The sequence below is a fragment of the Psychrobacillus sp. NPDC096389 genome (assembly GCF_044762855.1).
Taxonomy (GTDB): Bacteria; Bacillota; Bacilli; order Bacillales_A; family Planococcaceae; genus Psychrobacillus.
Genome location: NZ_JBIWFB010000001.1, coordinates 1,095,799 through 1,117,847 on the forward strand (window position 1 = coordinate 1,095,799; position 22,049 = coordinate 1,117,847).

Below are 22,049 nucleotides of genomic sequence, written 5' to 3' on the forward strand. Positions count from 1 at the left end.
GATAACCTTTTCTCATTTCTTCATCAACCGAATCTTCTCCTCATCCGGAGTAACAAACAAAGTAGTCTGTTCAAAATAAATAACAAACCCCGGCTTAGCCCCGCTTGGCTTCTTCACTTGCTTAATCACCGTATAATCAACCGGCACAGAAGCAGACTCTCGAGCTTTACTAAAATAAGCGGCAAGATTCGCTGCTTCTAGCAATGCTACTTCAGATGGATTATCGGAATGTATAACGACATGGGATCCTGGGATATCCTTAGTGTGGAGCCATGTATCTGATTTCTTCGCTAGTTTGAATGTGACGAAATCATTTTGTTTATTGTTTTTACCGACAGAAATTTCAGTTCCGTCTGAGGCGATGAATTTTTCTGGTGTTGGCTTCAATGGTTTTTTCTTCTTTTTGGAAGCTCTTGCTTTTAATAAGCCTTGCTCCATTAGTTCTTCTCGAATTTCTTCGATGTCGGTTGGAGATGCTTGCATGACTTGTTGAAGCAGTAATTCGAAATAGGCAATATCGTCTTTTGTGATTTCAAATTGCTGTTCGATTTTTTGTAAAGCTGTTTTTGCTTTTGTGTAGCGATTGTAATAGCTTTGTGCATTTTGGGTTGGTGTTTTTCGTGTATCCAACGGGATGATGACTGTTTTTTCCTCTTCATCGTAGTAGTTGACGAGCTCCACTTCTTTTAACCCTTTTTCCAATGCGTATGCATTTGCCATTAAAAGCTCTCCGTACAATTGGAATGTATCAAGCTTTTCGGCTTGTTCGAAATCTTTTTGGAGTTTTTTCATCTTTAGCTTCAATTTATTTAATTCGTTTTGAAGCCATCTTTCTAAGTCGCCAGCTTGTTGTTTGACACGGTCTCGTTCCGCTTTGGCGAAATATACTCGGTCCAGTAAATTTCCTAGCGTTTTTTCGCTAAATTTGTCGCCATCTAAATGGGTTAACTCATTCGGTGAATAATACGTTTTTCCGCCAGATTCGACAATTTGTTTCGAAGTTCCACCTTGTTCAAATTCGTTCAAATATTCCTTGTAAATTTCGACACGATTCGCACCGTTTTGGAAGCGATGTACTATTTCTTTTGCGTGTAAAGGAGAGAAACCGGAAATTTGCTCGACGATTTCTTTCGATTCATTAGCTGTTTGAATCACATTAAGGAGTGCCTCTGAATACACTAAGGGATGGAGCTTATCCTGCGCAGGTGGTGCAATATAAGGTTGCCCAGGTAAAATCGTCCGGTAACTATTCATGGAAGGTGATAGATGCTTAATACTTTCCAAAATGAGATTACGGGTAGGATCGACTAATAATAAGTTACTATGGCGACCCATAATTTCCATATGGATTTCTCGCGTTATGTCGTCTCCGATTTCATTTTTACTTTGAATTTGGAAAATGATAATTCGGTCTGTTTCATGTTGTCGAACAGAATGAATAATGCCGCCTTCTAAATGTTTGCGTAGCACCATGCAAAATAATGGTGGTTGTGTTGGATTATCAATTGTTTCGTTTGTAATTTGTACGCGAGAATAGGAAGGGTGAACAGAAAATAATAATTTGTAGTTTTGCCCTTGTGCTCGGATATGCATTAAAATTTCTTGTGCATTTGGTTGATGTATTTTAGAAATACGTCCTGAAACCAATTGTTGTAGTTCTGTTGTCATTGCTATTGTAAATAAACCGTCAAAAGCCATAATTGTATCCTCTTTCAAAACTTTATCGTCGAACTAGCCTATTGCCACACTTTTTTAGGCAATAACGCTTTTCTAATATGATATCATTTTAATGGAAACTTGTGTTATAATCAGTTAAGTATATAATGCAACAAGGAAACGGAGTAAGCATATATTTGAAGGAGACGTTATGCGAAGAGAAAAAGGTATATTAATCGTTTTATCAGGTCCATCTGGAGTTGGTAAAGGGACAGTGAGAAAAGAACTGTTTTCCGAGCCTGGTACAAATTACGAATATTCCATTTCTATGACTACAAGACTTCCTAGAGAAGGCGAAGTAGACGGAGTGGATTATTTCTTTAAACAGAAAGAAGAATTTGAACAGTTAATCGGACAAGGGAAGTTATTAGAGTATGCCTCTTATGTCGGCAATTATTATGGTACTCCCATCGACTATGTAAATGAAACACTCGATTCTGGTCGCGATGTATTTTTAGAAATCGAAGTACAAGGAGCAGCCCTTGTTCGAGAAAAAGCACCAGATGCACTTTTTATATTCCTTGCACCGCCTAGTTTGTCTGAGTTAGAGCAACGACTAATAGGCAGAGGGACAGAAACAGAAGATGTGATCAATTCAAGAATTCAAGCTGCTAGACAAGAACTTGAAATGATGCATCTATATGATTATGTAGTGGAAAATGATGAAGTCACAAAAGCATGTGCGAAAATAAATGCCATCGTTGCTGCTGAGCATTGTCGACGTGAACGTGTTGAAAAAAGATATTTAGCAATGTTGGAAGGGGAATTTTAAATGTTATATCCATCAGTAGATTCATTAAAAAACAAAATCGATTCAAAATACTCGTTAGTAAGTGTAGCTTCTAAAAGAGCACGACAGTTACAAGAAGAAGGCGGCGAACGTTTAACTTCATACGTATCTGCTAAACAAGTTGGGAAAGCGTTAGAAGAAGTTGCAGCTGGGGAACTGGCGATTGAGTCATCTAACGAAAACATAGTTTACGAAGACGAAGTGTAAGAAGTGTAATAGGATGAATGAAACACCTCCCAAAGTAAGTACTCTTTGGGAGGTTGTTATTTAGAGGGGAGAAATTAAGATGTTAACTTCTAAAAAAATTGTCGTTTGTGTAACTGGTGGGATTGCAGTTTATAAAACGGTTGCACTTGTCAGCAAGCTTACGCAAGCTGGTGCTGATGTAAAAGTAATCATGACGAAATCCGCAATGGAATTTGTACAACCTCTAACTTTTCAAGCAATGTCTAGAAATGATGTGTATTTCGATACATTTGATGAGAAAGATTCGCGTGTGATCGCGCATATTAATTTAGCAGATTGGGCAGATTTAGTCATTGTGGCACCTGCAACAGCCAACGTTATTGGCAAACTTGCGAACGGCATTGCGGACGATATGGTGACGACAACATTACTTGCGACGACTGCAAAAGTGTGGATCGCACCAGCGATGAATGTACATATGTATGAAAATGCAGCGGTTATACGAAATATAGATCAACTTTCAAAAGACGGATATTCATTCATAGAGCCTTCTGAAGGTTTTTTAGCATGTGGTTATGTTGGAAAGGGGCGATTGGAAGAACCGGAAAAAATTGTACAACTTGTGGAAGACTATTTTACCCCGAAGGATTTGCCTCTTAAAGGGAAGAAAGTTGTTGTCACAGCTGGACCGACGAGAGAAAGAATTGACCCAGTTCGCTTTTTAACGAATTTTTCAAGTGGGAAAATGGGATATGCAATGGCGGAAGCAGCGGCTGAATTAGGTGCGGAAACAATTCTTATTTCAGGGCCTGTCAGTATAAATCCACCTTCTAATGTACAATTTATTTCAGTGGAAAGTGCCAAGGAAATGTATGAAGCCGTTATAGAGGAGTTTGATACAGCTTCTATTGTCATAAAAACTGCGGCTGTTGCTGATTATAAACCGAAAGAAGTACATGGCCAAAAGATGAAAAAGCAACCAGGAGAAGCGACCATTGTATTAGAGCGAACAACCGATATTCTGGCGGCGCTTGGTGAAAGAAAAACGAGTCAATTGTTAATAGGGTTTGCTGCAGAAACAAATGATGTCACGCATTATGCAAAAGGAAAACTAGCAAAGAAAAATGCGGATTATATCATTGCAAATGACGTAACAGAAGCAGGTTCAGGATTTGGCACGGATACAAATTCCGTTACTTTAGTTGGAAAAAACGATATGGAAATACATTTTGACCACCTACCTAAGAAGGAACTTGCACTACAATTGCTACAAACAATTATGAAATTAGAAACAGCTGAGTCAAAATGATCGTAGAAGTAATTGTCGATGTTTCTGCCTATCCAATTGATCGACCTTTTGACTATATCGTCCCTGAAAAGTTGGAGACCCTTGTGGAACGAGGAAGTCGAGTGCACGTGCCTTTTGGACCTCGTAAAGTGCAAGGCTTTGTCACGAATATAAAAGAAGAAACAGATTTAGATAAGTCGAAATTAAAAGAAGTGCACTCCCTTGTGGACGTGGAACCTGTTGTAACAGAAGAGCTTTTGCAGCTATCCAAATGGCTGACGAAAAAAACACTTTGCTATGAAATAGATGCCTTGCAAGTAATGCTTCCAGCGGCTTTGCGTGCTACTTATAAGAAAAATATTAGGTTAGTCGACTCATCTGCACTAGATGAAGACTTTTTAGCTTTGTTCGGAAAAAAAGAGATCATTTCCTACGAAGTTATTGAAAAATCTGGTTATTTACGTGCGATGAAGAAGTACTTAACAGATGGTGCTATTCAGTTAGAAACGGTTATTAAGCAGCATGCTAAAGCAAAAACAATTGTGAAATATAATATAGCATCAGATAGAGAATTTATTGTCGAACAGTTAAACAGCTTAACGAAACAAGCAGTGAAGCAAAAAGAGTTAATCGAATGGCTGTTACAGCAAGAGCAAACTACATTTACGATGCAACAGCTGGTCGAAGTTGCAAATGCAAGCAATAGTACAGTAAAAGCATTAATCGAAAAAGGAATTTTAGAAAAAGAACAAGAAGAAGTTTATCGCGAGATTTCTTCTTTGGAATATGATGATAAAGATAAACGATTCCAGCTTACAGAAGAACAAAATAAGGCACTTTCGAACATTAAACATGCGCAAGAACATGCCGAAAATACAACATTTTTACTTCATGGAATTACTGGTAGTGGAAAAACAGAAATCTATTTGAATGCAATCGAAAATTCCATTCTAAAAGGAAAGCAAGCGATTATGCTTGTGCCAGAAATCTCGTTAACCCCTCAAATGACTCGTCGTTTTAAGCTACGCTTTGGTGATCAAGTGGCTGTTATGCATAGCGGATTATCTATCGGTGAAAAATACGATGAATGGCGGAAAATATGGCGTGGGGAAGTAAAAGTTGTTGTCGGTGCTAGATCTGCTATATTTGCTCCATTCAAAGATTTAGGAATTATTATTTTGGATGAAGAACATGAATCTACTTATAAACAAGAGGACAATCCTAGATATCATGCTAGAGATGTAGCAATTTGGCGCAGTGAATTTCACCAATGTCCAGTTATTTTAGGAAGTGCCACACCATCACTTGAATCTTATGCACGAGCATCTAAAGGGGTTTATTCTTTATTAACATTGAAAATGCGTGCAAAAGAACAAGCATTACCAACCGTAAATGTTGTAGATATGCGCGCAGAGTTAAAAAACGGAAATCGTTCTATGTTTAGTGTAGACCTTGCAGACGCTGTGAGAGAAAAATTAGATAAAAAAGAACAAATTGTCCTGTTTTTAAATAAAAGAGGATTTTCATCTTTCGTCTTATGTCGAGACTGTGGAACAGTAGTAGAATGTAAACAATGTGATATTTCATTGACCTATCACCGAGCGGGAGAACAATTAAAATGTCACTATTGTGGACATGAAGAACCAGTACCTAAAACATGTCCTGAATGTAGTAGTGAACATATTCGCTTTTTCGGTACAGGCACACAAAAAGTCGAAGAAGAAATCGCGAAATTATTTCCCTATGCAAGAGTGTTGCGAATGGATGTAGATACAACAAGAGCAAAAGGTGCCCATGAACGTATATTAAAACAGTTCGGAGACGGTGAGGCGGACATATTACTCGGTACGCAAATGATTGCCAAAGGGTTAGATTTTCCGAATATTACACTAGTAGGCGTATTAAATGCCGATACAACACTCCATTTAGCAGATTTCCGAGCAGCGGAAAAAACATTTCAACTAATGACCCAAGTAAGCGGAAGAGCTGGTAGACATGATAAAGAAGGACAAGTATTCATTCAAACGTATACACCCGAGCATTATGCGATTGAACTATCCAAATCTCAACTATATGAGCCTTTTTATCATACAGAAATGCTGACACGAAAACAGTATGGCTATCCACCTTTCTACTTTTTAACATTAGTCCAAGTAACACACGAGAATGTTATGCTTGCGTCTGAATATGCAAAGCTTGCGACCGATTGGTTAAGAGCAAATTTATCGTCCACGACAATGGTCGTTGGGCCTACAGCTAGTGCTATTAGTAAAATACAAAATAGATATCGTTACCAATGTTTGATAAAATACAAAAAAGAGCCATTATTAATCGAAAAACTACAGCAATTAATCAAAATATACCGTACAGAATGGATAAAAAAAGGCGTTATCTTAACAATTGATTTAGACCCATCTACTATTTTATAACAATATTCAGCAAAAAGAATTGCTGGATATTGTTATTGCCTCCGGCGGGTGTCACAAATTTTGAAAGGAGTTGAGGAAGGCAGTCTAAGTTCGCGACGTCCTGTCGCAACGACTGCATGACCTACATCGTGTAGGCCTAACTCAATTCAAAATTTGGACGTAATTACGCTGAGGCGAAATTGATTTAGATTGAAATGAGGAATTTACATGGCAATTAGACCAGTTATTACACACCCAAATGAAATTTTGACGACGAAATGTCGAGAAGTCACAGTTTTTGACGAAAAATTAGCAACACTACTAGATGATATGTACGACACAATGATTGCTTCTGATGGAATTGGAATCGCAGCACCACAAGTTGGGGAAACGGTTCAAGTGGCAATTGTTGATCTTGGGGAAGGACAAGAAGTAATAGAGATGGTTAACCCTGAAGTCGTGCAGATTGGCGGATCTGAAATAGAAGTAGAAGGTTGTTTAAGCTTTCCAGATATATATGGAGAAGTAGAACGTCCATTTTATGTGAAAGTAGAAGCGCAAGATCGTGATGGCGCATTATATGAACTAGAAGCAGAGGACTATGAAGCAAGAGCTATTTTACATGAAATCGATCATTTACATGGAGTTTTATTTACAACTAAAGTGATTCGTTATGTAGATTTAGAGGAATTAGAAAATGAGGAGGAAGAAGCATGACAAATATTATTTTCATGGGGACACCTGCATTTTCAGCACCCATCTTACGAATGCTCGTTGAAGAAGGCTATAATGTACAAGCTGTAGTGACACAGCCGGATCGCCCAGTAGGAAGAAAAAAAGTGCTAACTGCTCCGCCTGTTAAAGAAGAAGCAGTTAAACTGGGGCTACCAGTCATCCAACCGAACAAGCTGAAAGGTTCACCAGAACTCGAAGAAATTATTAAGTTAGCTCCAGATTTGATCGTGACAGCGGCATTTGGTCAACTATTACCGAAAGAATTACTTGATGCTCCGGAACTTGGTTGTATTAACGTACATGCATCGCTATTACCAGCATACCGCGGAGGAGCACCGATTCACCAAGCGATTATTGATGGGCAAGACAAAACGGGCGTAACGATTATGTATATGGAAGAAAAGCTAGACGCTGGAGATATTATTTCTCAAAGTGAAATCCCAATTGCACATACGGACGATACAGGCTTACTTTTTGATAAGTTAAGCAAAGTCGGTTCTGATTTATTAAAAGAAACTTTACCTTCGATCATTTCGAAAACAAATAATCGGGTAAAGCAAGATGAGTCACAAGTAACGTTTGCTAGAAATATTTCACGAGAGCAAGAAAGAATCGATTGGAACAAATCGGCGTTAGATATACACAACCAAATTCGGGGGTTACATCCATGGCCAGTTGCATATACAACGTTAGAAAGCCAGACGGTGAAAGTATGGAAAGCAGATACAATACAAGCAAAGTCAAAAGAATTACCAGGAACTGTTGTGAAAATTGAATCGGATTATTTTGTCGTACAAACAGGATTGGAAGAAGCAATTCGAATAGATGAATTACAGCCAGCTGGAAAAAAGAAAATGACCGCAGAAGATTATTTGCGTGGCGTTGGTTCGAAATTGCGAATAGGGGATATATTTGAATGACAAAAAAACAAGAAAAAATTTGGACAGGTAATGTTCGAGATGCAGCACTCAATATACTAATGGCCGTTGAAAAACAACAAGCCTATAGCAACTTATTATTACATCAAACGATTGAAAAATATAAAATCGATGACAAAGACCGTGCATTATTAACCGAGTTAACATATGGAACATTGCAATATAAAATGACATTAGACTATTATTTAGAACCATTCATTAAAGGGAAGTTAGATGATTGGGTTAAACAATTACTTCGTCTGTCTTTATATCAAATTCATTATTTATCTCGAATTCCAGATCATGCTGCGGTAAATGAAGCGGTGAATATTGCGAAAAGAAGAGGACATAAAGGAATTTCAGGAGCAGTAAATGGAATTCTTCGTTCTATATTAAGAGAAGGTGTTCGTTCGACAGAAGAAATAACAGACGAATTGGAACGTCTTTCGATTGAAACAAGTCATCCCCTATGGATGGTGAAACGATTTGTTTCAGAGTATGGCTTTGAAACAACAGCGAAAATGCTCAAGGAAAATAATGAGCAACCTGTGACGACGCTTCGTGTGAATTTATTTAAACGAACAGTGGAACAAGTATTGCATTTAATGACACAAGAAGGATATGTCGTTGCGCAAAGTGAAGTAATTCCGGAATGTATTTATTTGTTCAATGGGCAAGCTGCGAAAACGACTGCTTATCAAAAAGGTTTCGTCACAATTCAAGATGAAAGTTCAATGATTCCGGCTTACGCACTTCAAGCAGAACCTGGAATGACAGTGCTAGATATGTGCTCAGCACCAGGAGGAAAAACAACGCATATTGCGGAGAAAATGCGTAATACCGGAAAACTTGTAGCGTTGGATATTCATGAACATAAGTTAAAGCTAGTAAAAGAAAATGCAGCTAGACTCGGTTTTGACTTTATCGAAACAGTGCAAATGGATGGGCGTAAATCTTCAGAAGTATATGAAGCTGAAATCTTTGATCGTATATTGGTTGATGCGCCATGTAGTGGTTTAGGGGTAATGAAGCGTAAACCGGATATTAAATATACAAAAAACGAAAAAGATTTTGCGACGCTTAAGCCAATCCAGCTAAAACTATTAGATGAGGCATACAAGCTTTTAAAACGAGATGGACTGTTAGTTTATAGCACTTGTACAGTAGATCGGGAAGAAAACGAGGGAACAGCCAAATTATTTTTAGAAGCGCATCCTGATATGGAACTTCAGCCGTTTCCGAACGTTATTAAAAATATCAAAGAACAGGAACAAGAAGGTATGCTCCAACTATTCCCGCAAGATTTAAGAAGTGATGGATTTTTTGTTGCAATTTTCAAGAAGAGGTAAGCTTCTAAAAAGAAAAATTGTTTTTTCTTTTCATTTAAAAAGAGGTGATGGAAGAAATGAAGTTCGTTGTTGAAACAGATGTCGGTTTGAAAAGGACCGTAAATGAGGACCGGGTGGATGTGTTCGTCCGCGATGATCATCGAATACTTGCGGTTGTTGCAGATGGTATGGGTGGTCATAATGCCGGAGATGTGGCAAGTGAATTAGCTATATCTGAGTTCAAAAAGTATTTTAAAACGTATAATCCTGCTGTTATCAAGGCTAAAGATTGGCTCACTTACACATTCCAAACGATTAACCAATCCATTGCTAGGCACTCTTCCATAACTGCTGGGTGTGAAGGAATGGGGACGACATTAATCGCTGGACTATTTGACAAGCATAAAGGAATTATCGCTCATGTCGGGGATAGTCGTGTTTATCAAATTACAAAAGAAAAAGTAAAACAAATAACACGGGATCATTCTTATGTAAATGTATTAATCGATTCAGGGGAAATTAGTGAAGAACAGGCGAAGACACATCCAAAGAAAAATGTATTAATGAAAGCAGTTGGTACGGAACAAACGATACAACCAGATTTTTACGAAGTAGCATTTTTGCCGGACTCTTATTTTCTGTTTTGTTCAGATGGATTAAGCAATAAACTTAGTGAAGCTTTTATACAATCTCTCCTATATTCGGATAAAACACTCGAACAAAAAGCGAGTCAATTAGTAGAGGAAGCAAATCAATCTGGTGGGGAAGATAATATTTCATTGATCTTACTATCAAACCGTGATAAGGAGGTGTAAGGATGTTAATAGGTAAACGAATAAGCGGCAGATATAAGTTGCTTGAAATGATTGGTGGAGGCGGCATGTCCAATGTCTATTTGGCACATGATATGATTTTAGACCGTGATGTGGCGATCAAAATTTTACGTTATGATTTTTCGAATGAAGAAGAATTGCACCGAAGATTTCAACGAGAAGCACTATCTGCAACAAGCCTTACACACCCAAATATAGTGAATATATTCGATGTTGGCGAAGATGGGGATATTCACTATATTGTCATGGAGTATGTGAAAGGGGAAACATTAAAACAATACATACAACGGAATGCTCCCGTTTCACCTAAAAAATCAGTAACGATTATGAAACAGCTTACTTCCGCTATTGCAAATGCACATAATAACCATATTATTCACCGGGATGTTAAGCCACAAAATATTTTGCTGGATGAAGAAGAAAATATTAAAATAACAGACTTTGGGATTGCGATGGCCCTTAGTGCCACTTCTTTTACTCAAACGAATTCTGTACTAGGGACGGTCCATTATTTATCGCCAGAACAAGCACGTGGGGGAACAGCTACAAACCAATCTGACATTTATGCTTTAGGGATTGTCATGTTTGAGCTGTTGACTGGACAACTCCCATTTTCCGGGGAATCAGCTGTATCGATTGCATTAAAGCATTTGCAATCGGAAACGCCATCTATTCGTGCCATTAATCCAGCTATACCGCAAAGTTTAGAAAACGTTGTATTGAAAGCAACTGCAAAAGATCAAAAAAATCGATATCGTAGTGCAGAAGAAATGGAAGCGGATTTAGCAACAGCCCTATCCCCGGAAAGAGCGGAGGAGGCGAAGTTTGTTGTTGCCTTGGATGATGATGCAACCAAAGTTCTACCTGTTATTAAAGAACCCGTTTCTTTTGAAGAAGTTTCCGACACGAAAAAAATGGCAGTGCCAACCTCAGAGGTAATAGAAGAGGTAAAGCCGAAAAGTAAAAAGAAAAAAAGAAAGATTATTGGTGCGATCATAGCAAGTATCGTAGTGCTTGCACTGTTAGTTATTATTGTATTTCCAGGAATGTTTAGACCTAAAAAAATTGAAGTGCCAGACGTATCCAATTTAGAACTTGAAGCTGCAATAGAGGAATTGGAAGCGAATGGTTTTAAAATTGGAGAGCAAACATTAGAGTTTAACGAAGAAGTAGAAGAGAACCATGTTATTCGGACATCACCGGAAGCAGGAAAAATGAGAGATAAAGATACGGAGATCCATCTCTTTGTCTCATCTGGTAAAGAGACATCTGCAATTGGAGATTATGTAGGACAAGATATTGATCAAGTGAGAACACTACTTCAAAATCAGCAATTGCTTGATATTGATGATGATGAAGAAAGATTCGATTCGAAACCTGCTGGAACGATTTTAGAACAATCACCAGTCGGTGGTACAGAAATTATTCCAGACGAAACGATATTAAAATTTGTCGTAAGTAAAGGTCCTGACTTAAGAACTGTTAATGATTTAACAAATTACAATGAAAAAGCATTAAAGGATACAGAAAAGTCTTCTGGATTTAAAATAAAAATAGTTGGCAAAGAAAACCATGATACCATTCAAAAGGGAAATGTTATTAGGCAAGATCCCAAACCGAATGCCAAAGTAGCACCAGGTAGTACGATAGAAGTCACCATTTCAGACGGGCCAAAAGAAAAGCCAACGAAATTCTTTGCCAAAACAATTACGATTCCATATCAACAACCGAATCCAAGTGGAGAAGATTCTGAGGATGAAGAACAAGAAGGCGAAATAGAAGTAATACCACAAGTTGTGCGTATTTATATTCAAGATAAGACAAGGTCGCTTGAAGAACCAGCTGAGGAGTTTCTTTTAACTGAAACTACGGAAAGACAACTTAAATTAGAAATAAGTGAAGGGCAAAAAGCAGTTTATCGTGTGATGGTGAATTCAACTGAAATTGCACATGAAACGATTGCCTATGACGATATTTAAAGGAGGCTTCGGATGCCACAAGGTCAGATAAGAAAAGCATTAAGTGGATTTTATTACGTATACGATGATGGAAAGATCATTCAATGCCGCGCTAGAGGAGTTTTCAGAAATAGAGGAGAATCTCCTTTAGTAGGTGATTTCGTAGATTATACAGTGGACGGAGAGAATGACGGTACCATTACAGTCATTCACGAGCGTAAAAATAACTTAGTTCGCCCGCCAATAGCTAATATTGACCAAGCAATATTAGTATTTTCGATAAAAGAACCAGATTTTAATACAATCCTATTGGATCGCTTTTTAGTAGTGTTAGAATCATTTTATATCGAGCCGATCATTTGTTTAACGAAAAGTGATCTAATGGACGAACAAATGGAAAAAAAGATGGATACTTATATAAAGGACTATGAACAAATCGGTTATCAAGTATTAATGACTTTTAAAGATGATCCATCCTTTGACGAGAAAATAGCACCACTATTAAAAGATAAAACAACCGTGCTTGCAGGGCAATCAGGTGTTGGGAAATCGACGTTATTAAATACGATTTTACCTTCCTTAGATTTAAAAACAGGTGTGATTTCTAGTGCACTAGGACGAGGGAAACATACGACAAGGCATGTTGAGCTGATCGAAGTTTGTGATGGTTTACTTGCTGACACACCAGGTTTTAGTTCGTTCGAATTTGATCTGATGGAAAAAGAAGAACTGTCTAAATGTTTTCCGGAATTCGTCGAAAAACAAGATTCGTGCAAGTTTAGAGAGTGTATGCATGTGAAAGAACCGAAATGTGCTGTCAAAGATGCTGTAGAAACGGGAGATATTAAAGAGTATCGTTATAAACATTATTTACAGTTTTTAGATGAAATATTAGAAAGAAAGCCGAGGTACTGATTATGGTGAAAATAGCTCCATCCATTTTAGCAGCAAATTTTGCGAAACTGGGAGAAGAAGTATTAGAAGTTGAAAAAGCGGGGGCAGACCTAATTCATATCGATGTGATGGATGGTCATTTTGTTCCGAATATTACAATGGGACCAATCGTTGTAGAGGCATTACGTCCACTAACAACTTTGCCACTAGATGTGCATTTAATGATTGAAAATGCGGATCAATACATTGAAGCATTTGCAAAAGCGGGTGCTGATTATATTACGGTGCATGTGGAAGCTTGTCCTCATTTACACCGAACAATCCAATTGATCCGTTCTTTTGGCGTTAAGCCAGGAGTCGTCTTAAATCCGCATACCCCTGTTGAGTCTATTCAACATGTGTTAGAAGATATTGATATGGTGCTCTTTATGACGGTAAATCCGGGATTTGGCGGGCAAAAGTTTATTCACTCGGTCGTTCCAAAAGTGAAACAACTTGCAGATATTATTCTAGAAAGAAATCTTTCTATCGAGATTGAAATCGATGGCGGTATTAATGAAGAAACGATTAAACCTTGCGTCGAAGCCGGAGCTACTGTTTTAGTGGCAGGATCTGCTATTTACAATGCACCAGATAAAGGAAAAGCTTTGCAAACGATTAAAGAAGCAGGTTTGAGTGTACTTTCGAAATGAACCGAGTAATTGTTTGTTCTGGAGGTCCAGTAGAGGAAGTTGTTGATTTTGAACAGCTTCCTCTTTTGGAAAAAGAGACTGTTTATATTGGTGCGGATCGAGGTGCTTTGCATTTATTGGAAAAAGGTATCACACCTACCGAAATTATCGGTGATTTCGACTCACTTACGACAGAAGAATTTCAATTAGTTCAGCAACGAGTAAGTAAAGTTACCACGCTACCAGTAGAAAAAGATGAGACGGATACCCATATTGCACTTCAAAAAGCTCTTACATATGCAACAGACGAAATTATATTGACAGGAGTTACCGGGGGCCGATTAGATCATTATGAAGCGTGCTTACATGATATTTGTCGTTTTCAAATGGACCATCCGGATATTCATTTCTCCATTCAAAATAATCAAAACATCATCCAATTTCTGTTTCCAGGAACTTATGAAATTGAGCAAGACGACCATTATAAATATATTTCCTTTTTTTCTTTCGGCGAAACAGTGGAAAAAATTACTTTAACAGGTTTTTTATATAATGTTACAGAAGAAAATATTACGGTAGGCAATACAAAATTCACGAGTAATGAAGTTAAAGGACGAACAAGTACTATCTCTTTTATAACTGGCATATGTTTAATGATAAGAAGCAGTGACTAAAAGGGAGGAATTGTGTGAAGGTCTACACATTTAGATTGCCTAAATCCGTTAGTAGTTTGATGAAAGTTTGTATCCGTCTGTTTAAAAGAGAAGAAGTGAAGAAATGAAAGACCTTGATGACTCCATATGTATTGGGGTCATTTTTTTATAATTTAAGGTATGCTTTTTTATATCGAACACATTATAGGGAAAGTGCAAAGTAAATTGCTTACTTACCCAGTATTGAATTGCTAAAAATAAATTCAATTAAAACTTTTCGGCATTTTTAATCCAATAAATGGCTAAGGGCAACTAATCTTTTATTGAAAGCAACTAATTCGATTCCGAATGCAACCAAATTAGCGCGAAAGCAACTAATTCTAATAATAGCAAGTTAACTTGAAGTGAGACGACGATGACTGCTACTTGTTCTAGTCAATGCTGTGCGTAACTGCTGCTACGTTGGGTATTTATTAATTGATATTATTTTCTAATCTTTAAAGAGCCAATACTTTGCCGTAAGACTTACTATTCTTATTATGTGCATCATTCGCTTGCTATATTGTTTGGAGACAAAGACTTGCGCTTTTTTCTTAAGCTTATGTTTGTTACAACCCGGTGTGGTGCGATTCGTAGCTTTGTACTAATTTTAATTAAAATAAAAAATACCAAACTGACAATTGTCAGCTTGGCATTATTTATGAGGGCGATTAAACGCGCTCTACTTTTCCTGATTTTAAAGCTCTAGCAGAAACCCATACACGTTTAGGTTTACCATCTACAAGGATACGGACCTTTTGAAGGTTAGCTCCCCACGTACGTTTGTTAGCGTTCATAGCGTGTGAACGAGCATTACCAGTACGAGCTTTACGCCCAGTGATTGCACATACTTTTGGCATTATATTTTCCTCCTCTTAAAAGAAGCTGAAAGATTTTTCAGTTCGATATTTCACATACTTTAATAATTTACCACAGACTTTTATTATGCGCAAGTCTTATCAAGAAAAAAACCTTTACAGACATTCAAATGTAGATGAAGCTATATAACTGACTGGACACAGCTAAATAGTGTTCACTATAGGGAAAGTTTATCACAGCAGTCACTGCGACACTTTATCCCCAAACAGTGAATCTATAGACGAAAAGAAACGTTTCTTTTATAATTTCTATGGGTGTAGTACAATAAAGGGTAGTCAAAAAGACTTGGGAGGTTTCAACATGTCAATTGAATTGAAAAACGAATTCGGACAAATTGATATATCACCAGATGTTGTTGCTCAAATTGCTGGTGGTGCTGCGATTGAGTGCTATGGAATAGTCGGTATGGCATCAAAGCACCAAATAAGAGACGGACTAACAGATATATTAGGAAAAGAAAACTTCACAAAAGGTGTAGTAGTCAGACAAGAGAAAGAACATTTACATATTGATATGTATATAATTGTAAGTTACGGATCGAAAATTTCGGAAATAGCTTATCAAGTACAATCGAAAGTGAAATATACACTGAACAAATCTCTTGGAATGTCCGTGGAATCCGTAAATGTTTATGTACAAGGAGTTCGCGTGGCAAACGTGTAAATAAGGAGAGAACATAATGAAATTAATCAATGGTATTCAATTTGCAGATATGGTCAAGATGGGAGCACATCATCTTTTTCAAAATGCAGATTATGTAGATGCACTGAACGTATTTCCAGTCCCGGATGGTGACACAGGAACAAATATGAATCTTTCTATGACTTCTGGTGCAAAAGAAACTGCAGCACATGCAGGTGAGCATATCGGAAAAACAGCACAAGCTCTATCTAAAGGGTTACTTATGGGTGCACGTGGAAACTCGGGCGTTATTTTATCTCAACTATTTAGAGGTTTTGGAAAATCAGTAGAAAATCTTGAAACGTTAACTGCTAAACAATTTGCACAAGCGTTGAACTATGGGGTAGAAACTGCCTATAAAGCGGTAATGAAACCTGTCGAAGGAACAATTCTAACAGTAGCAAAAGATGCAGCGAAAAAAGCTGTGGAAGTAAGCGAAACAGAAGATGATATTCCTACATTAATGGCAGCGATTGTAGAAGAAGCGAAACAATCGTTAAACAGAACACCAGATTTATTGCCAGTGTTAAAAGAAGTAGGGGTAGTAGATAGTGGTGGGCAAGGGCTTGTTTTCGTCTATGAAGGTTTTTTAGCTAGCTTAAGAGGGGAAGCGCTTCCTGAAAAAACGGTCGCTTCTTCGATGGACGATTTAGTAAGTGCAGAACACCATAAAAGTGTACAAGGGTTTATGGATACAGCAGATATCGAATTTGGCTTTTGTACCGAATTTATGGTTCGTTTAGAAGAAGGGAAAAAAGCATTTGATGAAACACAATTTCGAAATGATTTAAGTGCATTCGGTGATTCTTTGTTAGTTATTTCGGATGAGGAAGTAGCGAAAATCCATATTCACTCTGAAACACCAGGTGACGTATTAACATATGGTCAACAATATGGTGATTTGATCAAAATAAAAATTGAAAATATGCGCGAGCAGCATACTGAAATCGTCGGCGAAGGATATACGAAAGAAGCACCTGTCGAAAAAGCTGAAGTTCATCCATATGCAGTTGTTACAGTTGCAATGGGAAGTGGCGTATCTGAACTACTGAAAAGTTTAGGCGCATCTGCAGTCATCGAAGGTGGTCAAACAATGAACCCTTCTACGGAAGATATTGTGAAAGCGATTGAAGCTGTCGGAGCTGAACGTGTGCTCATTTTACCAAACAACAAAAATATTATAATGGCTGCTGAGCAAGCTGCAGAAGTACTAGGGATCGAAGCTGCAGTTGTTCCGACCAAAACAATCCCACAAGGAATGGCAGCTATCCTAGCATTTAATCCGCAAGCAACTGTGGAAGAAAACCAAAAAAATATGACGAACGCATTTGCACATGTCAAAACAGGTCAAGTTACATTTGCTGTTCGTGACACATCTATTGATGGTGTGGAAATTAAAAAAGATGACTTCATGGCACTTGCAGAAGGTAAAATTATTTTATCGAATCCTTCTAGAGAAGCATCTGCTACGAGCCTGGCAAAAGCATTGATTGATGAAGAATCAGAAATCGTAACTGTTATTTATGGCGAAGGTGTTTCGGAAGAAGAAGCAAATGATTTTGCTGCATTTATTGAAGAGCAATTTGAAGATGTGGAAGTGGAAGTTTACAATGGTAAACAACCTCTTTATCCATATATTTTATCAGTCGAGTAATAAGATGCCACGGGAATGACAAGACCCGTGGTTTTTTTCTGCGCAAAAGAGATGAAATTTTATCCTTTTGTTTAATTCGTATTTTAAGTGTAAAATAGAGAATAAATATATAGTTAACTGGAGGTCTATGCTTTGAAATTCAAATCCGTTTTTGACATAATTGGACCCGTTATGATTGGACCGTCTTCTTCCCATACGGCAGGAGCAGCACGAATTGGTCGAGTGGCAAGAGATTTATTTGGAAAACAACCTACATGGGCAAAAATACATTTGTACGGATCGTTCGCTGAGACGTATAAAGGACATGGTACAGACGTAGCAATAATTGGCGGATTGCTCGATTATGATACATTTGATGAACGCATTAAAACGGCATTTGAAGATGCTAAAAAAGCTGGACTTACCTTTGAATTTATACCGGAGACAGCAAATACAGAGCATCCGAATACCGCACGTATTGTTATTGGAGATGGCAAGCAGGAAATGTCTATGGTTGGTATCTCTATTGGTGGTGGGAAAACAGAAATTACTGAGTTAAACGGTTTTCCGCTACGACTTTCAGGTAATTTAGCAGCCATTTTAGTTGTGCACGAAGACCGATCTGGATGTATTGCAAATGTGGCTAACTGCTTGGCGAAGTACGATATTAATATTGGTCATATGGAAGTTTCTCGAAAAGAAAAAGGAAATATGGCGTTAATGGTTATAGAAGTGGATCAAACGGTAGATGAAGATGTACTTGAGGAAATTGGGAAATTACCAAATATCACGCAAGTAACGAGAATAGCAGATTAAGGAGGATGTCATATGGATGTGTTATTTCATAATGTGCGCGAGTTAGTAGATAGAGCAAATAAAGAACAAAAACTAATCTCGGAAATCATGATTGAGCAAGAGATGTTAATCACAGGCCGTTCCAGAGAAGAAATTATGACGCAAATGGAACGTAATTTAACTGTCATGGAAGAAGCTGTAGAAAAAGGTCTTAATGGCGTACGCTCTACTTCTGGATTAACGGGAGGAGATGCAGTACTTCTTCAAGATTATATGAAAAAAGGAAACACTTTATCTGGTGAATTAATGTTAGATGCTGTTAGTAAAGCAGTAGCTACAAACGAAGTGAACGCAGCAATGGGAACAATTTGTGCAACTCCAACAGCAGGTTCTGCTGGAGTTGTGCCAGGTACTTTGTTTGCGGTGAAAAATAAATTAAATCCGACGAGAGAACAAATGATTCGCTATTTGTTTAATGCGGGTGCTTTTGGATTTGTTGTTGCCAATAATGCCTCAATTTCTGGTGCAGCGGGTGGCTGTCAAGCGGAAGTAGGATCAGCAGCAGGAATGGCTGCAGCTGCAATTGTAGAAATGGCTGGTGGTACACCGGAACAAAGCTCTACTGCATTTGCGATAACGTTAAAAAATATGCTCGGTTTAGTTTGTGACCCAGTAGCAGGTTTAGTAGAAGTTCCTTGTGTAAAAAGAAATGCTATGGGTGCGTCGAATTCATTGGTAGCTGCTGATATGGCGCTTGCAGGTGTTACTAGCCGTATCCCTTGTGATGAAGTCATTGATGCGATGTACAAAATTGGGCAAACAATGCCAACAGCTTTAAAAGAAACAGCTCAAGGCGGGCTAGCTGCAACTCCTACTGGAAAATGGTTAGAAGCAAAAATATTCGGTGGAGCAGTTGTAAGTAGTGGAAACTAAAAAAGATGGGTTAGTAACTTCCTTAAAAGGAGTGGGAAGTGGAACTGCTAACGCATTACAAGAACTTGGAATTGTGACATTAGAAGATTTAGTGATGACATTTCCATATCGGCATGAGGATTTTCGATTAAAAAATATAGCAGAAACCCCACATAATGAGCGTGTCACGGTAGAAGGAAGGGTCGAAAGTGAACCTTCCCTCCTTTTTTTAGGACCTAAAAAATCACGTATGCAAGTCCGAATACTTGCAGGACAGCATCTCATAAAAGCGGTATTTTTTAACCAAGCCTATTTAAAAAATAAAATAATTCCAGGATCTATCGTTACGGTAACTGGGAAATGGGATAGAGGTAGGCAGGTTATTAATGTGTCTACTTTTTCAGCTGGTCCAAAAACGGATCAACAGGACTTTGAACCTGTCTATTCTTTAAAAGGATCTATTAACCAAAAAGTGTTTCGTAAATTTATGCGACAAGCGTTAGATGAAGTGAATGGATGCTTAACAGATCCCTTGCCGGAATCCATCCGAATGTCTTATCGGCTACCTAATATATCAGAAGCGTTAGAAGGTATTCATTTCCCACAAAATGTAGATCATTCGAAAAATGCTCGCAGACGTTTTGTGTACGAGGAACTGCTTGTTTTTCAATTGAAAATGCAAGCAATCAAAAAAGTACGCAAAGAACAAAACGTTGGGAATAGTATTGCATTTGATAATGATAAACTGAAAAAATTAATAGAAACATTGCCATACGAACTAACGAACGCACAAAAAAGAGTCGTCAATGAAATTTGCCGAGATTTAAAAGAACCGCATCGAATGAATCGCTTACTACAAGGAGATGTAGGTTCAGGTAAAACGATTGTAGCGGCTATTTGTTTGTATGCTGCAATAACAGCTGGATATCAAGGTGCACTTATGGCGCCGACGGAGATTTTAGCCGAACAACATGCCAGCTCTTTAGATGAATGGTTAGCGCCAATTGGGATAAAAATTGCGCTTCTTACAGGGTCGACAAAAGCAAAAGCACGTCGCGCAGTACTAGAAAATCTAGAAGCCGGGAATATCGATTTATTAATCGGAACTCATGCATTAATTCAGCCAGATGTGACCTTTAAAAAGCTTGGTTTAGTAATTACGGATGAACAGCATCGATTCGGTGTCGAACAACGAAGAGTGTTAAAAGAAAAAGGCGAAAATCCCGATGTATTGTTTATGACGGCAACTCCGATACCAAGAACTTTGGCGATTACTGCTTTTGGAGAAATGGACGTCTCGATTATTGACGAAATGCCTGCAGGGCGTAAGAAAATTGATACATATTGGATGAAGCAGGAACAGCTTCATAAATTGATTGTACGCTTAAAAGCAGAACTGACAAAAGGAAGACAAGCCTATATAATTTGTCCGCTTATCGAAGAGTCCGAAAAACTAGATGTTCAAAATGCTGTCGATGTGTACAATATGATGGCTACAGAACTTGGTAATGATTATTCAGTTGGCTTGATGCATGGTCGCCTGCATCCGGATGAGAAAGATGAAGTGATGCGTAGTTTTTCAGATGGGGAAGTGAAGGTACTTGTTTCTACAACGGTTGTGGAAGTTGGAGTGAATGTACCAAACGCAACATTTATGATTATTTTCGATGCGGAACGGTTTGGCCTTGCGCAGCTTCACCAGTTAAGGGGACGAGTAGGACGAGGGGAGCATCAGTCCTACTGTATCTTACTTGCAGATCCAAAATCAGAAGAAGGTAAAGAACGAATGATGTCTATGACCGAGACGAATGATGGGTTCGTTTTGGCGGAAAAAGATTTAGAGCTAAGGGGTCCTGGAGATTTTTTCGGTCGTAAACAAAGTGGGCTACCAGAATTTAAGGTGGCGGATCTTGTACATGATTATCGAGCGCTTAATACAGCAAAGGTAGATGCCGAAAAGCTGTTAAATTCGGATGATTTTTGGAAGTCTGAAGAAATGGAAGCGCTCAGGGCGATTCTCATTGATTCGAAAGCACTAGACGGAGAACGTATCGATTAAGAAGAATGCAAGAAGGATGGAAATCTATTCTTGCATTCTTTTTTTAATATTTATATACTGATATTAGTACCAAGTGCTAAAATGGTGGTGATTGGATGAAATACACTAAAAAAGACAGACAACAACTACTTCTAGAGACATTAGATAAAAATCCATTTATCACAGATGAAAAATTAGCTTCGACATTCAACGTAAGCGTTCAAACAATTCGTCTTGATCGAATGGAGTTATCTATACCGGAATTACGTGAACGTATAAAATCAGTAGCGGCACATAATTTTGGGGAAGAAGTGAAGTCACTTCCGCTAAATGAGGTAATTGGAGAAATTATTGATATTGATTTGGACAAACAAGCTATTTCTATATTGGATATTACACAAGATCATGTATTTGCAAGAAATGGCATTGCAAGGGGACATCATTTGTTTGCCCAAGCAAATTCTTTGGCGGTAGCAGTGATAAATGATGAACTAGCTCTTACTCGAAAATCTACCATTACGTTTGTGAAACCTGTCAAAGCAGGGGATAGAGTAATTGCAAAGGCTGTCGTGTTATCAAGTGATACTGAAAAAAATAGCACGCTAATAGAAGTGACTAGTAAAGTAGAAAATGATACTGTTTTTATCGGACAATTTAGTATGTACCGTGTGACAAAGTCTTAAATAAAGGTGATG

General features: G+C 38.0%; 20 protein-coding genes. 18 read left to right on the forward strand and 2 right to left on the reverse strand.

What is annotated here, in order from left to right; all coding sequences use genetic code 11:
* Window positions 1–12: 12 nt before the first annotated feature.
* On the reverse strand, window positions 13–1,698 hold the full coding sequence (locus tag ACIQ38_RS05150) for an Rqc2 family fibronectin-binding protein (RefSeq protein WP_402818918.1): 1,686 nt from the start codon (window positions 1,696–1,698) through the stop codon (window positions 13–15).
* A gap of 169 nt (window positions 1,699–1,867) precedes the next feature.
* Between ACIQ38_RS05150 and gmk the strand changes: the two genes are divergently transcribed.
* The 12 genes from gmk to ACIQ38_RS05210 all read left to right on the forward strand — a co-directional run bounded on the left by gmk (window position 1,868) and on the right by ACIQ38_RS05210 (window position 14,398).
* Complete coding sequence (gene gmk / locus ACIQ38_RS05155; RefSeq protein WP_402818921.1) at window positions 1,868–2,488, forward strand: guanylate kinase; 621 nt, start codon at window positions 1,868–1,870, stop codon at window positions 2,486–2,488.
* A complete protein-coding gene (rpoZ, locus tag ACIQ38_RS05160) occupies window positions 2,489–2,713 on the forward strand; it encodes a DNA-directed RNA polymerase subunit omega (protein ID WP_402818924.1) in 225 nt (74 codons plus the stop codon).
* 79 nt (window positions 2,714–2,792) lie between these two features.
* Window positions 2,793–4,001, forward strand: coding sequence for a bifunctional phosphopantothenoylcysteine decarboxylase/phosphopantothenate--cysteine ligase CoaBC (coaBC, locus tag ACIQ38_RS05165; RefSeq protein ID WP_402818927.1), 1,209 nt, complete (start codon window positions 2,793–2,795; stop codon window positions 3,999–4,001).
* Window positions 3,998–6,409 carry a primosomal protein N' gene (gene priA / locus ACIQ38_RS05170; protein WP_402818930.1) on the forward strand — a complete coding sequence of 804 codons (2,412 nt, stop codon included), beginning with the start codon at window positions 3,998–4,000 and terminating at the stop codon, window positions 6,407–6,409. The genes coaBC and priA overlap by 4 nt, the downstream gene beginning before the upstream one ends.
* 207 nt (window positions 6,410–6,616) lie before the next feature.
* The gene (def, locus tag ACIQ38_RS05175; RefSeq protein ID WP_402818933.1) at window positions 6,617–7,105 is read left to right on the forward strand and encodes a peptide deformylase; all 489 of its coding nucleotides are present in this window, start codon (window positions 6,617–6,619) and stop codon (window positions 7,103–7,105) included.
* Entirely contained in the window at window positions 7,102–8,043 is a 942-nt protein-coding gene (gene fmt / locus ACIQ38_RS05180; RefSeq protein WP_402818936.1) for a methionyl-tRNA formyltransferase, read from the forward strand. Before def ends, fmt begins: the two co-directional genes overlap by 4 nt.
* Entirely contained in the window at window positions 8,040–9,389 is a 1,350-nt protein-coding gene (rsmB, locus tag ACIQ38_RS05185) for a 16S rRNA (cytosine(967)-C(5))-methyltransferase RsmB (protein WP_402818939.1), read from the forward strand. The genes fmt and rsmB overlap by 4 nt, the downstream gene beginning before the upstream one ends.
* Before the next feature lie 56 nt (window positions 9,390–9,445).
* The gene (locus ACIQ38_RS05190; RefSeq protein WP_402818942.1) at window positions 9,446–10,183 is read left to right on the forward strand and encodes a Stp1/IreP family PP2C-type Ser/Thr phosphatase; all 738 of its coding nucleotides are present in this window, start codon (window positions 9,446–9,448) and stop codon (window positions 10,181–10,183) included.
* Window positions 10,184–10,185: 2 nt separating this feature from the next.
* A complete protein-coding gene (pknB, locus tag ACIQ38_RS05195; protein ID WP_402818945.1) occupies window positions 10,186–12,180 on the forward strand; it encodes a Stk1 family PASTA domain-containing Ser/Thr kinase in 1,995 nt (664 codons plus the stop codon).
* A gap of 12 nt (window positions 12,181–12,192) precedes the next feature.
* Window positions 12,193–13,074, forward strand: a complete 882-nt coding sequence (gene rsgA, locus ACIQ38_RS05200; protein ID WP_402818948.1) for a ribosome small subunit-dependent GTPase A — start codon at window positions 12,193–12,195, stop codon at window positions 13,072–13,074.
* Between the two features lie 2 nt (window positions 13,075–13,076).
* Window positions 13,077–13,745: a ribulose-phosphate 3-epimerase gene (rpe, locus tag ACIQ38_RS05205; protein ID WP_402818951.1), complete on the forward strand. Its 669-nt coding sequence runs from the start codon at window positions 13,077–13,079 to the stop codon at window positions 13,743–13,745.
* Complete coding sequence (locus tag ACIQ38_RS05210) at window positions 13,742–14,398, forward strand: thiamine diphosphokinase (RefSeq protein WP_402818954.1); 657 nt, start codon at window positions 13,742–13,744, stop codon at window positions 14,396–14,398. The genes rpe and ACIQ38_RS05210 overlap by 4 nt, the downstream gene beginning before the upstream one ends.
* Before the next feature lie 689 nt (window positions 14,399–15,087).
* Here the strand turns inward: ACIQ38_RS05210 and rpmB are convergent.
* Window positions 15,088–15,276: a 50S ribosomal protein L28 gene (gene rpmB, locus ACIQ38_RS05215; RefSeq protein WP_142537723.1), complete on the reverse strand. Its 189-nt coding sequence runs from the start codon at window positions 15,274–15,276 to the stop codon at window positions 15,088–15,090.
* Between the two features lie 319 nt (window positions 15,277–15,595).
* Here rpmB and ACIQ38_RS05220 point away from each other — a divergent pair, with 319 nt between their 5' ends.
* The 6 genes from ACIQ38_RS05220 (at window position 15,596) to fapR (ending at window position 22,037) form a co-directional block, all read left to right on the forward strand.
* A complete protein-coding gene (locus ACIQ38_RS05220; RefSeq protein ID WP_402818958.1) occupies window positions 15,596–15,958 on the forward strand; it encodes an Asp23/Gls24 family envelope stress response protein in 363 nt (120 codons plus the stop codon).
* A 16-nt stretch (window positions 15,959–15,974) separates the two neighbouring features.
* Window positions 15,975–17,630: a DAK2 domain-containing protein gene (locus tag ACIQ38_RS05225; RefSeq protein ID WP_402818961.1), complete on the forward strand. Its 1,656-nt coding sequence runs from the start codon at window positions 15,975–15,977 to the stop codon at window positions 17,628–17,630.
* A 132-nt stretch (window positions 17,631–17,762) separates the two neighbouring features.
* On the forward strand, window positions 17,763–18,425 hold the full coding sequence (gene sdaAB / locus ACIQ38_RS05230; RefSeq protein ID WP_402818964.1) for an L-serine ammonia-lyase, iron-sulfur-dependent subunit beta: 663 nt from the start codon (window positions 17,763–17,765) through the stop codon (window positions 18,423–18,425).
* A gap of 12 nt (window positions 18,426–18,437) precedes the next feature.
* Entirely contained in the window at window positions 18,438–19,337 is a 900-nt protein-coding gene (gene sdaAA / locus ACIQ38_RS05235) for an L-serine ammonia-lyase, iron-sulfur-dependent, subunit alpha (protein WP_402818967.1), read from the forward strand.
* Window positions 19,327–21,375 (forward strand): ATP-dependent DNA helicase RecG, encoded by a 2,049-nt coding sequence (recG, locus tag ACIQ38_RS05240; protein WP_402818969.1) that lies wholly within the window; start codon window positions 19,327–19,329, stop codon window positions 21,373–21,375. The genes sdaAA and recG overlap by 11 nt, the downstream gene beginning before the upstream one ends.
* Before the next feature lie 95 nt (window positions 21,376–21,470).
* On the forward strand, window positions 21,471–22,037 hold the full coding sequence (fapR, locus tag ACIQ38_RS05245) for a transcription factor FapR (protein ID WP_402818972.1): 567 nt from the start codon (window positions 21,471–21,473) through the stop codon (window positions 22,035–22,037).
* The last annotated feature ends 12 nt before the right edge of the window (window positions 22,038–22,049 follow it).

Bases quoted from the DNA above. Each gene is read 5' to 3' on its own strand.
- ACIQ38_RS05150 (WP_402818918.1), bottom strand. From the start codon at position 1,698: ATGGCTTTTGACGGTTTATTTACAATAGCAATGACAACAGAACTACAA.
- gmk (WP_402818921.1), top strand. From the start codon at position 1,868: ATGCGAAGAGAAAAAGGTATATTAATCGTTTTATCAGGTCCATCTGGA.
- rpoZ (WP_402818924.1), top strand. From the start codon at position 2,489: ATGTTATATCCATCAGTAGATTCATTAAAAAACAAAATCGATTCAAAA.
- coaBC (WP_402818927.1), top strand. From the start codon at position 2,793: ATGTTAACTTCTAAAAAAATTGTCGTTTGTGTAACTGGTGGGATTGCA.
- priA (WP_402818930.1), top strand. From the start codon at position 3,998: ATGATCGTAGAAGTAATTGTCGATGTTTCTGCCTATCCAATTGATCGA.
- def (WP_402818933.1), top strand. From the start codon at position 6,617: ATGGCAATTAGACCAGTTATTACACACCCAAATGAAATTTTGACGACG.
- fmt (WP_402818936.1), top strand. From the start codon at position 7,102: ATGACAAATATTATTTTCATGGGGACACCTGCATTTTCAGCACCCATC.
- rsmB (WP_402818939.1), top strand. From the start codon at position 8,040: ATGACAAAAAAACAAGAAAAAATTTGGACAGGTAATGTTCGAGATGCA.
- ACIQ38_RS05190 (WP_402818942.1), top strand. From the start codon at position 9,446: ATGAAGTTCGTTGTTGAAACAGATGTCGGTTTGAAAAGGACCGTAAAT.
- pknB (WP_402818945.1), top strand. From the start codon at position 10,186: ATGTTAATAGGTAAACGAATAAGCGGCAGATATAAGTTGCTTGAAATG.
- rsgA (WP_402818948.1), top strand. From the start codon at position 12,193: ATGCCACAAGGTCAGATAAGAAAAGCATTAAGTGGATTTTATTACGTA.
- rpe (WP_402818951.1), top strand. From the start codon at position 13,077: ATGGTGAAAATAGCTCCATCCATTTTAGCAGCAAATTTTGCGAAACTG.
- ACIQ38_RS05210 (WP_402818954.1), top strand. From the start codon at position 13,742: ATGAACCGAGTAATTGTTTGTTCTGGAGGTCCAGTAGAGGAAGTTGTT.
- rpmB (WP_142537723.1), bottom strand. From the start codon at position 15,276: ATGCCAAAAGTATGTGCAATCACTGGGCGTAAAGCTCGTACTGGTAAT.
- ACIQ38_RS05220 (WP_402818958.1), top strand. From the start codon at position 15,596: ATGTCAATTGAATTGAAAAACGAATTCGGACAAATTGATATATCACCA.
- ACIQ38_RS05225 (WP_402818961.1), top strand. From the start codon at position 15,975: ATGAAATTAATCAATGGTATTCAATTTGCAGATATGGTCAAGATGGGA.
- sdaAA (WP_402818967.1), top strand. From the start codon at position 18,438: ATGGATGTGTTATTTCATAATGTGCGCGAGTTAGTAGATAGAGCAAAT.
- fapR (WP_402818972.1), top strand. From the start codon at position 21,471: ATGAAATACACTAAAAAAGACAGACAACAACTACTTCTAGAGACATTA.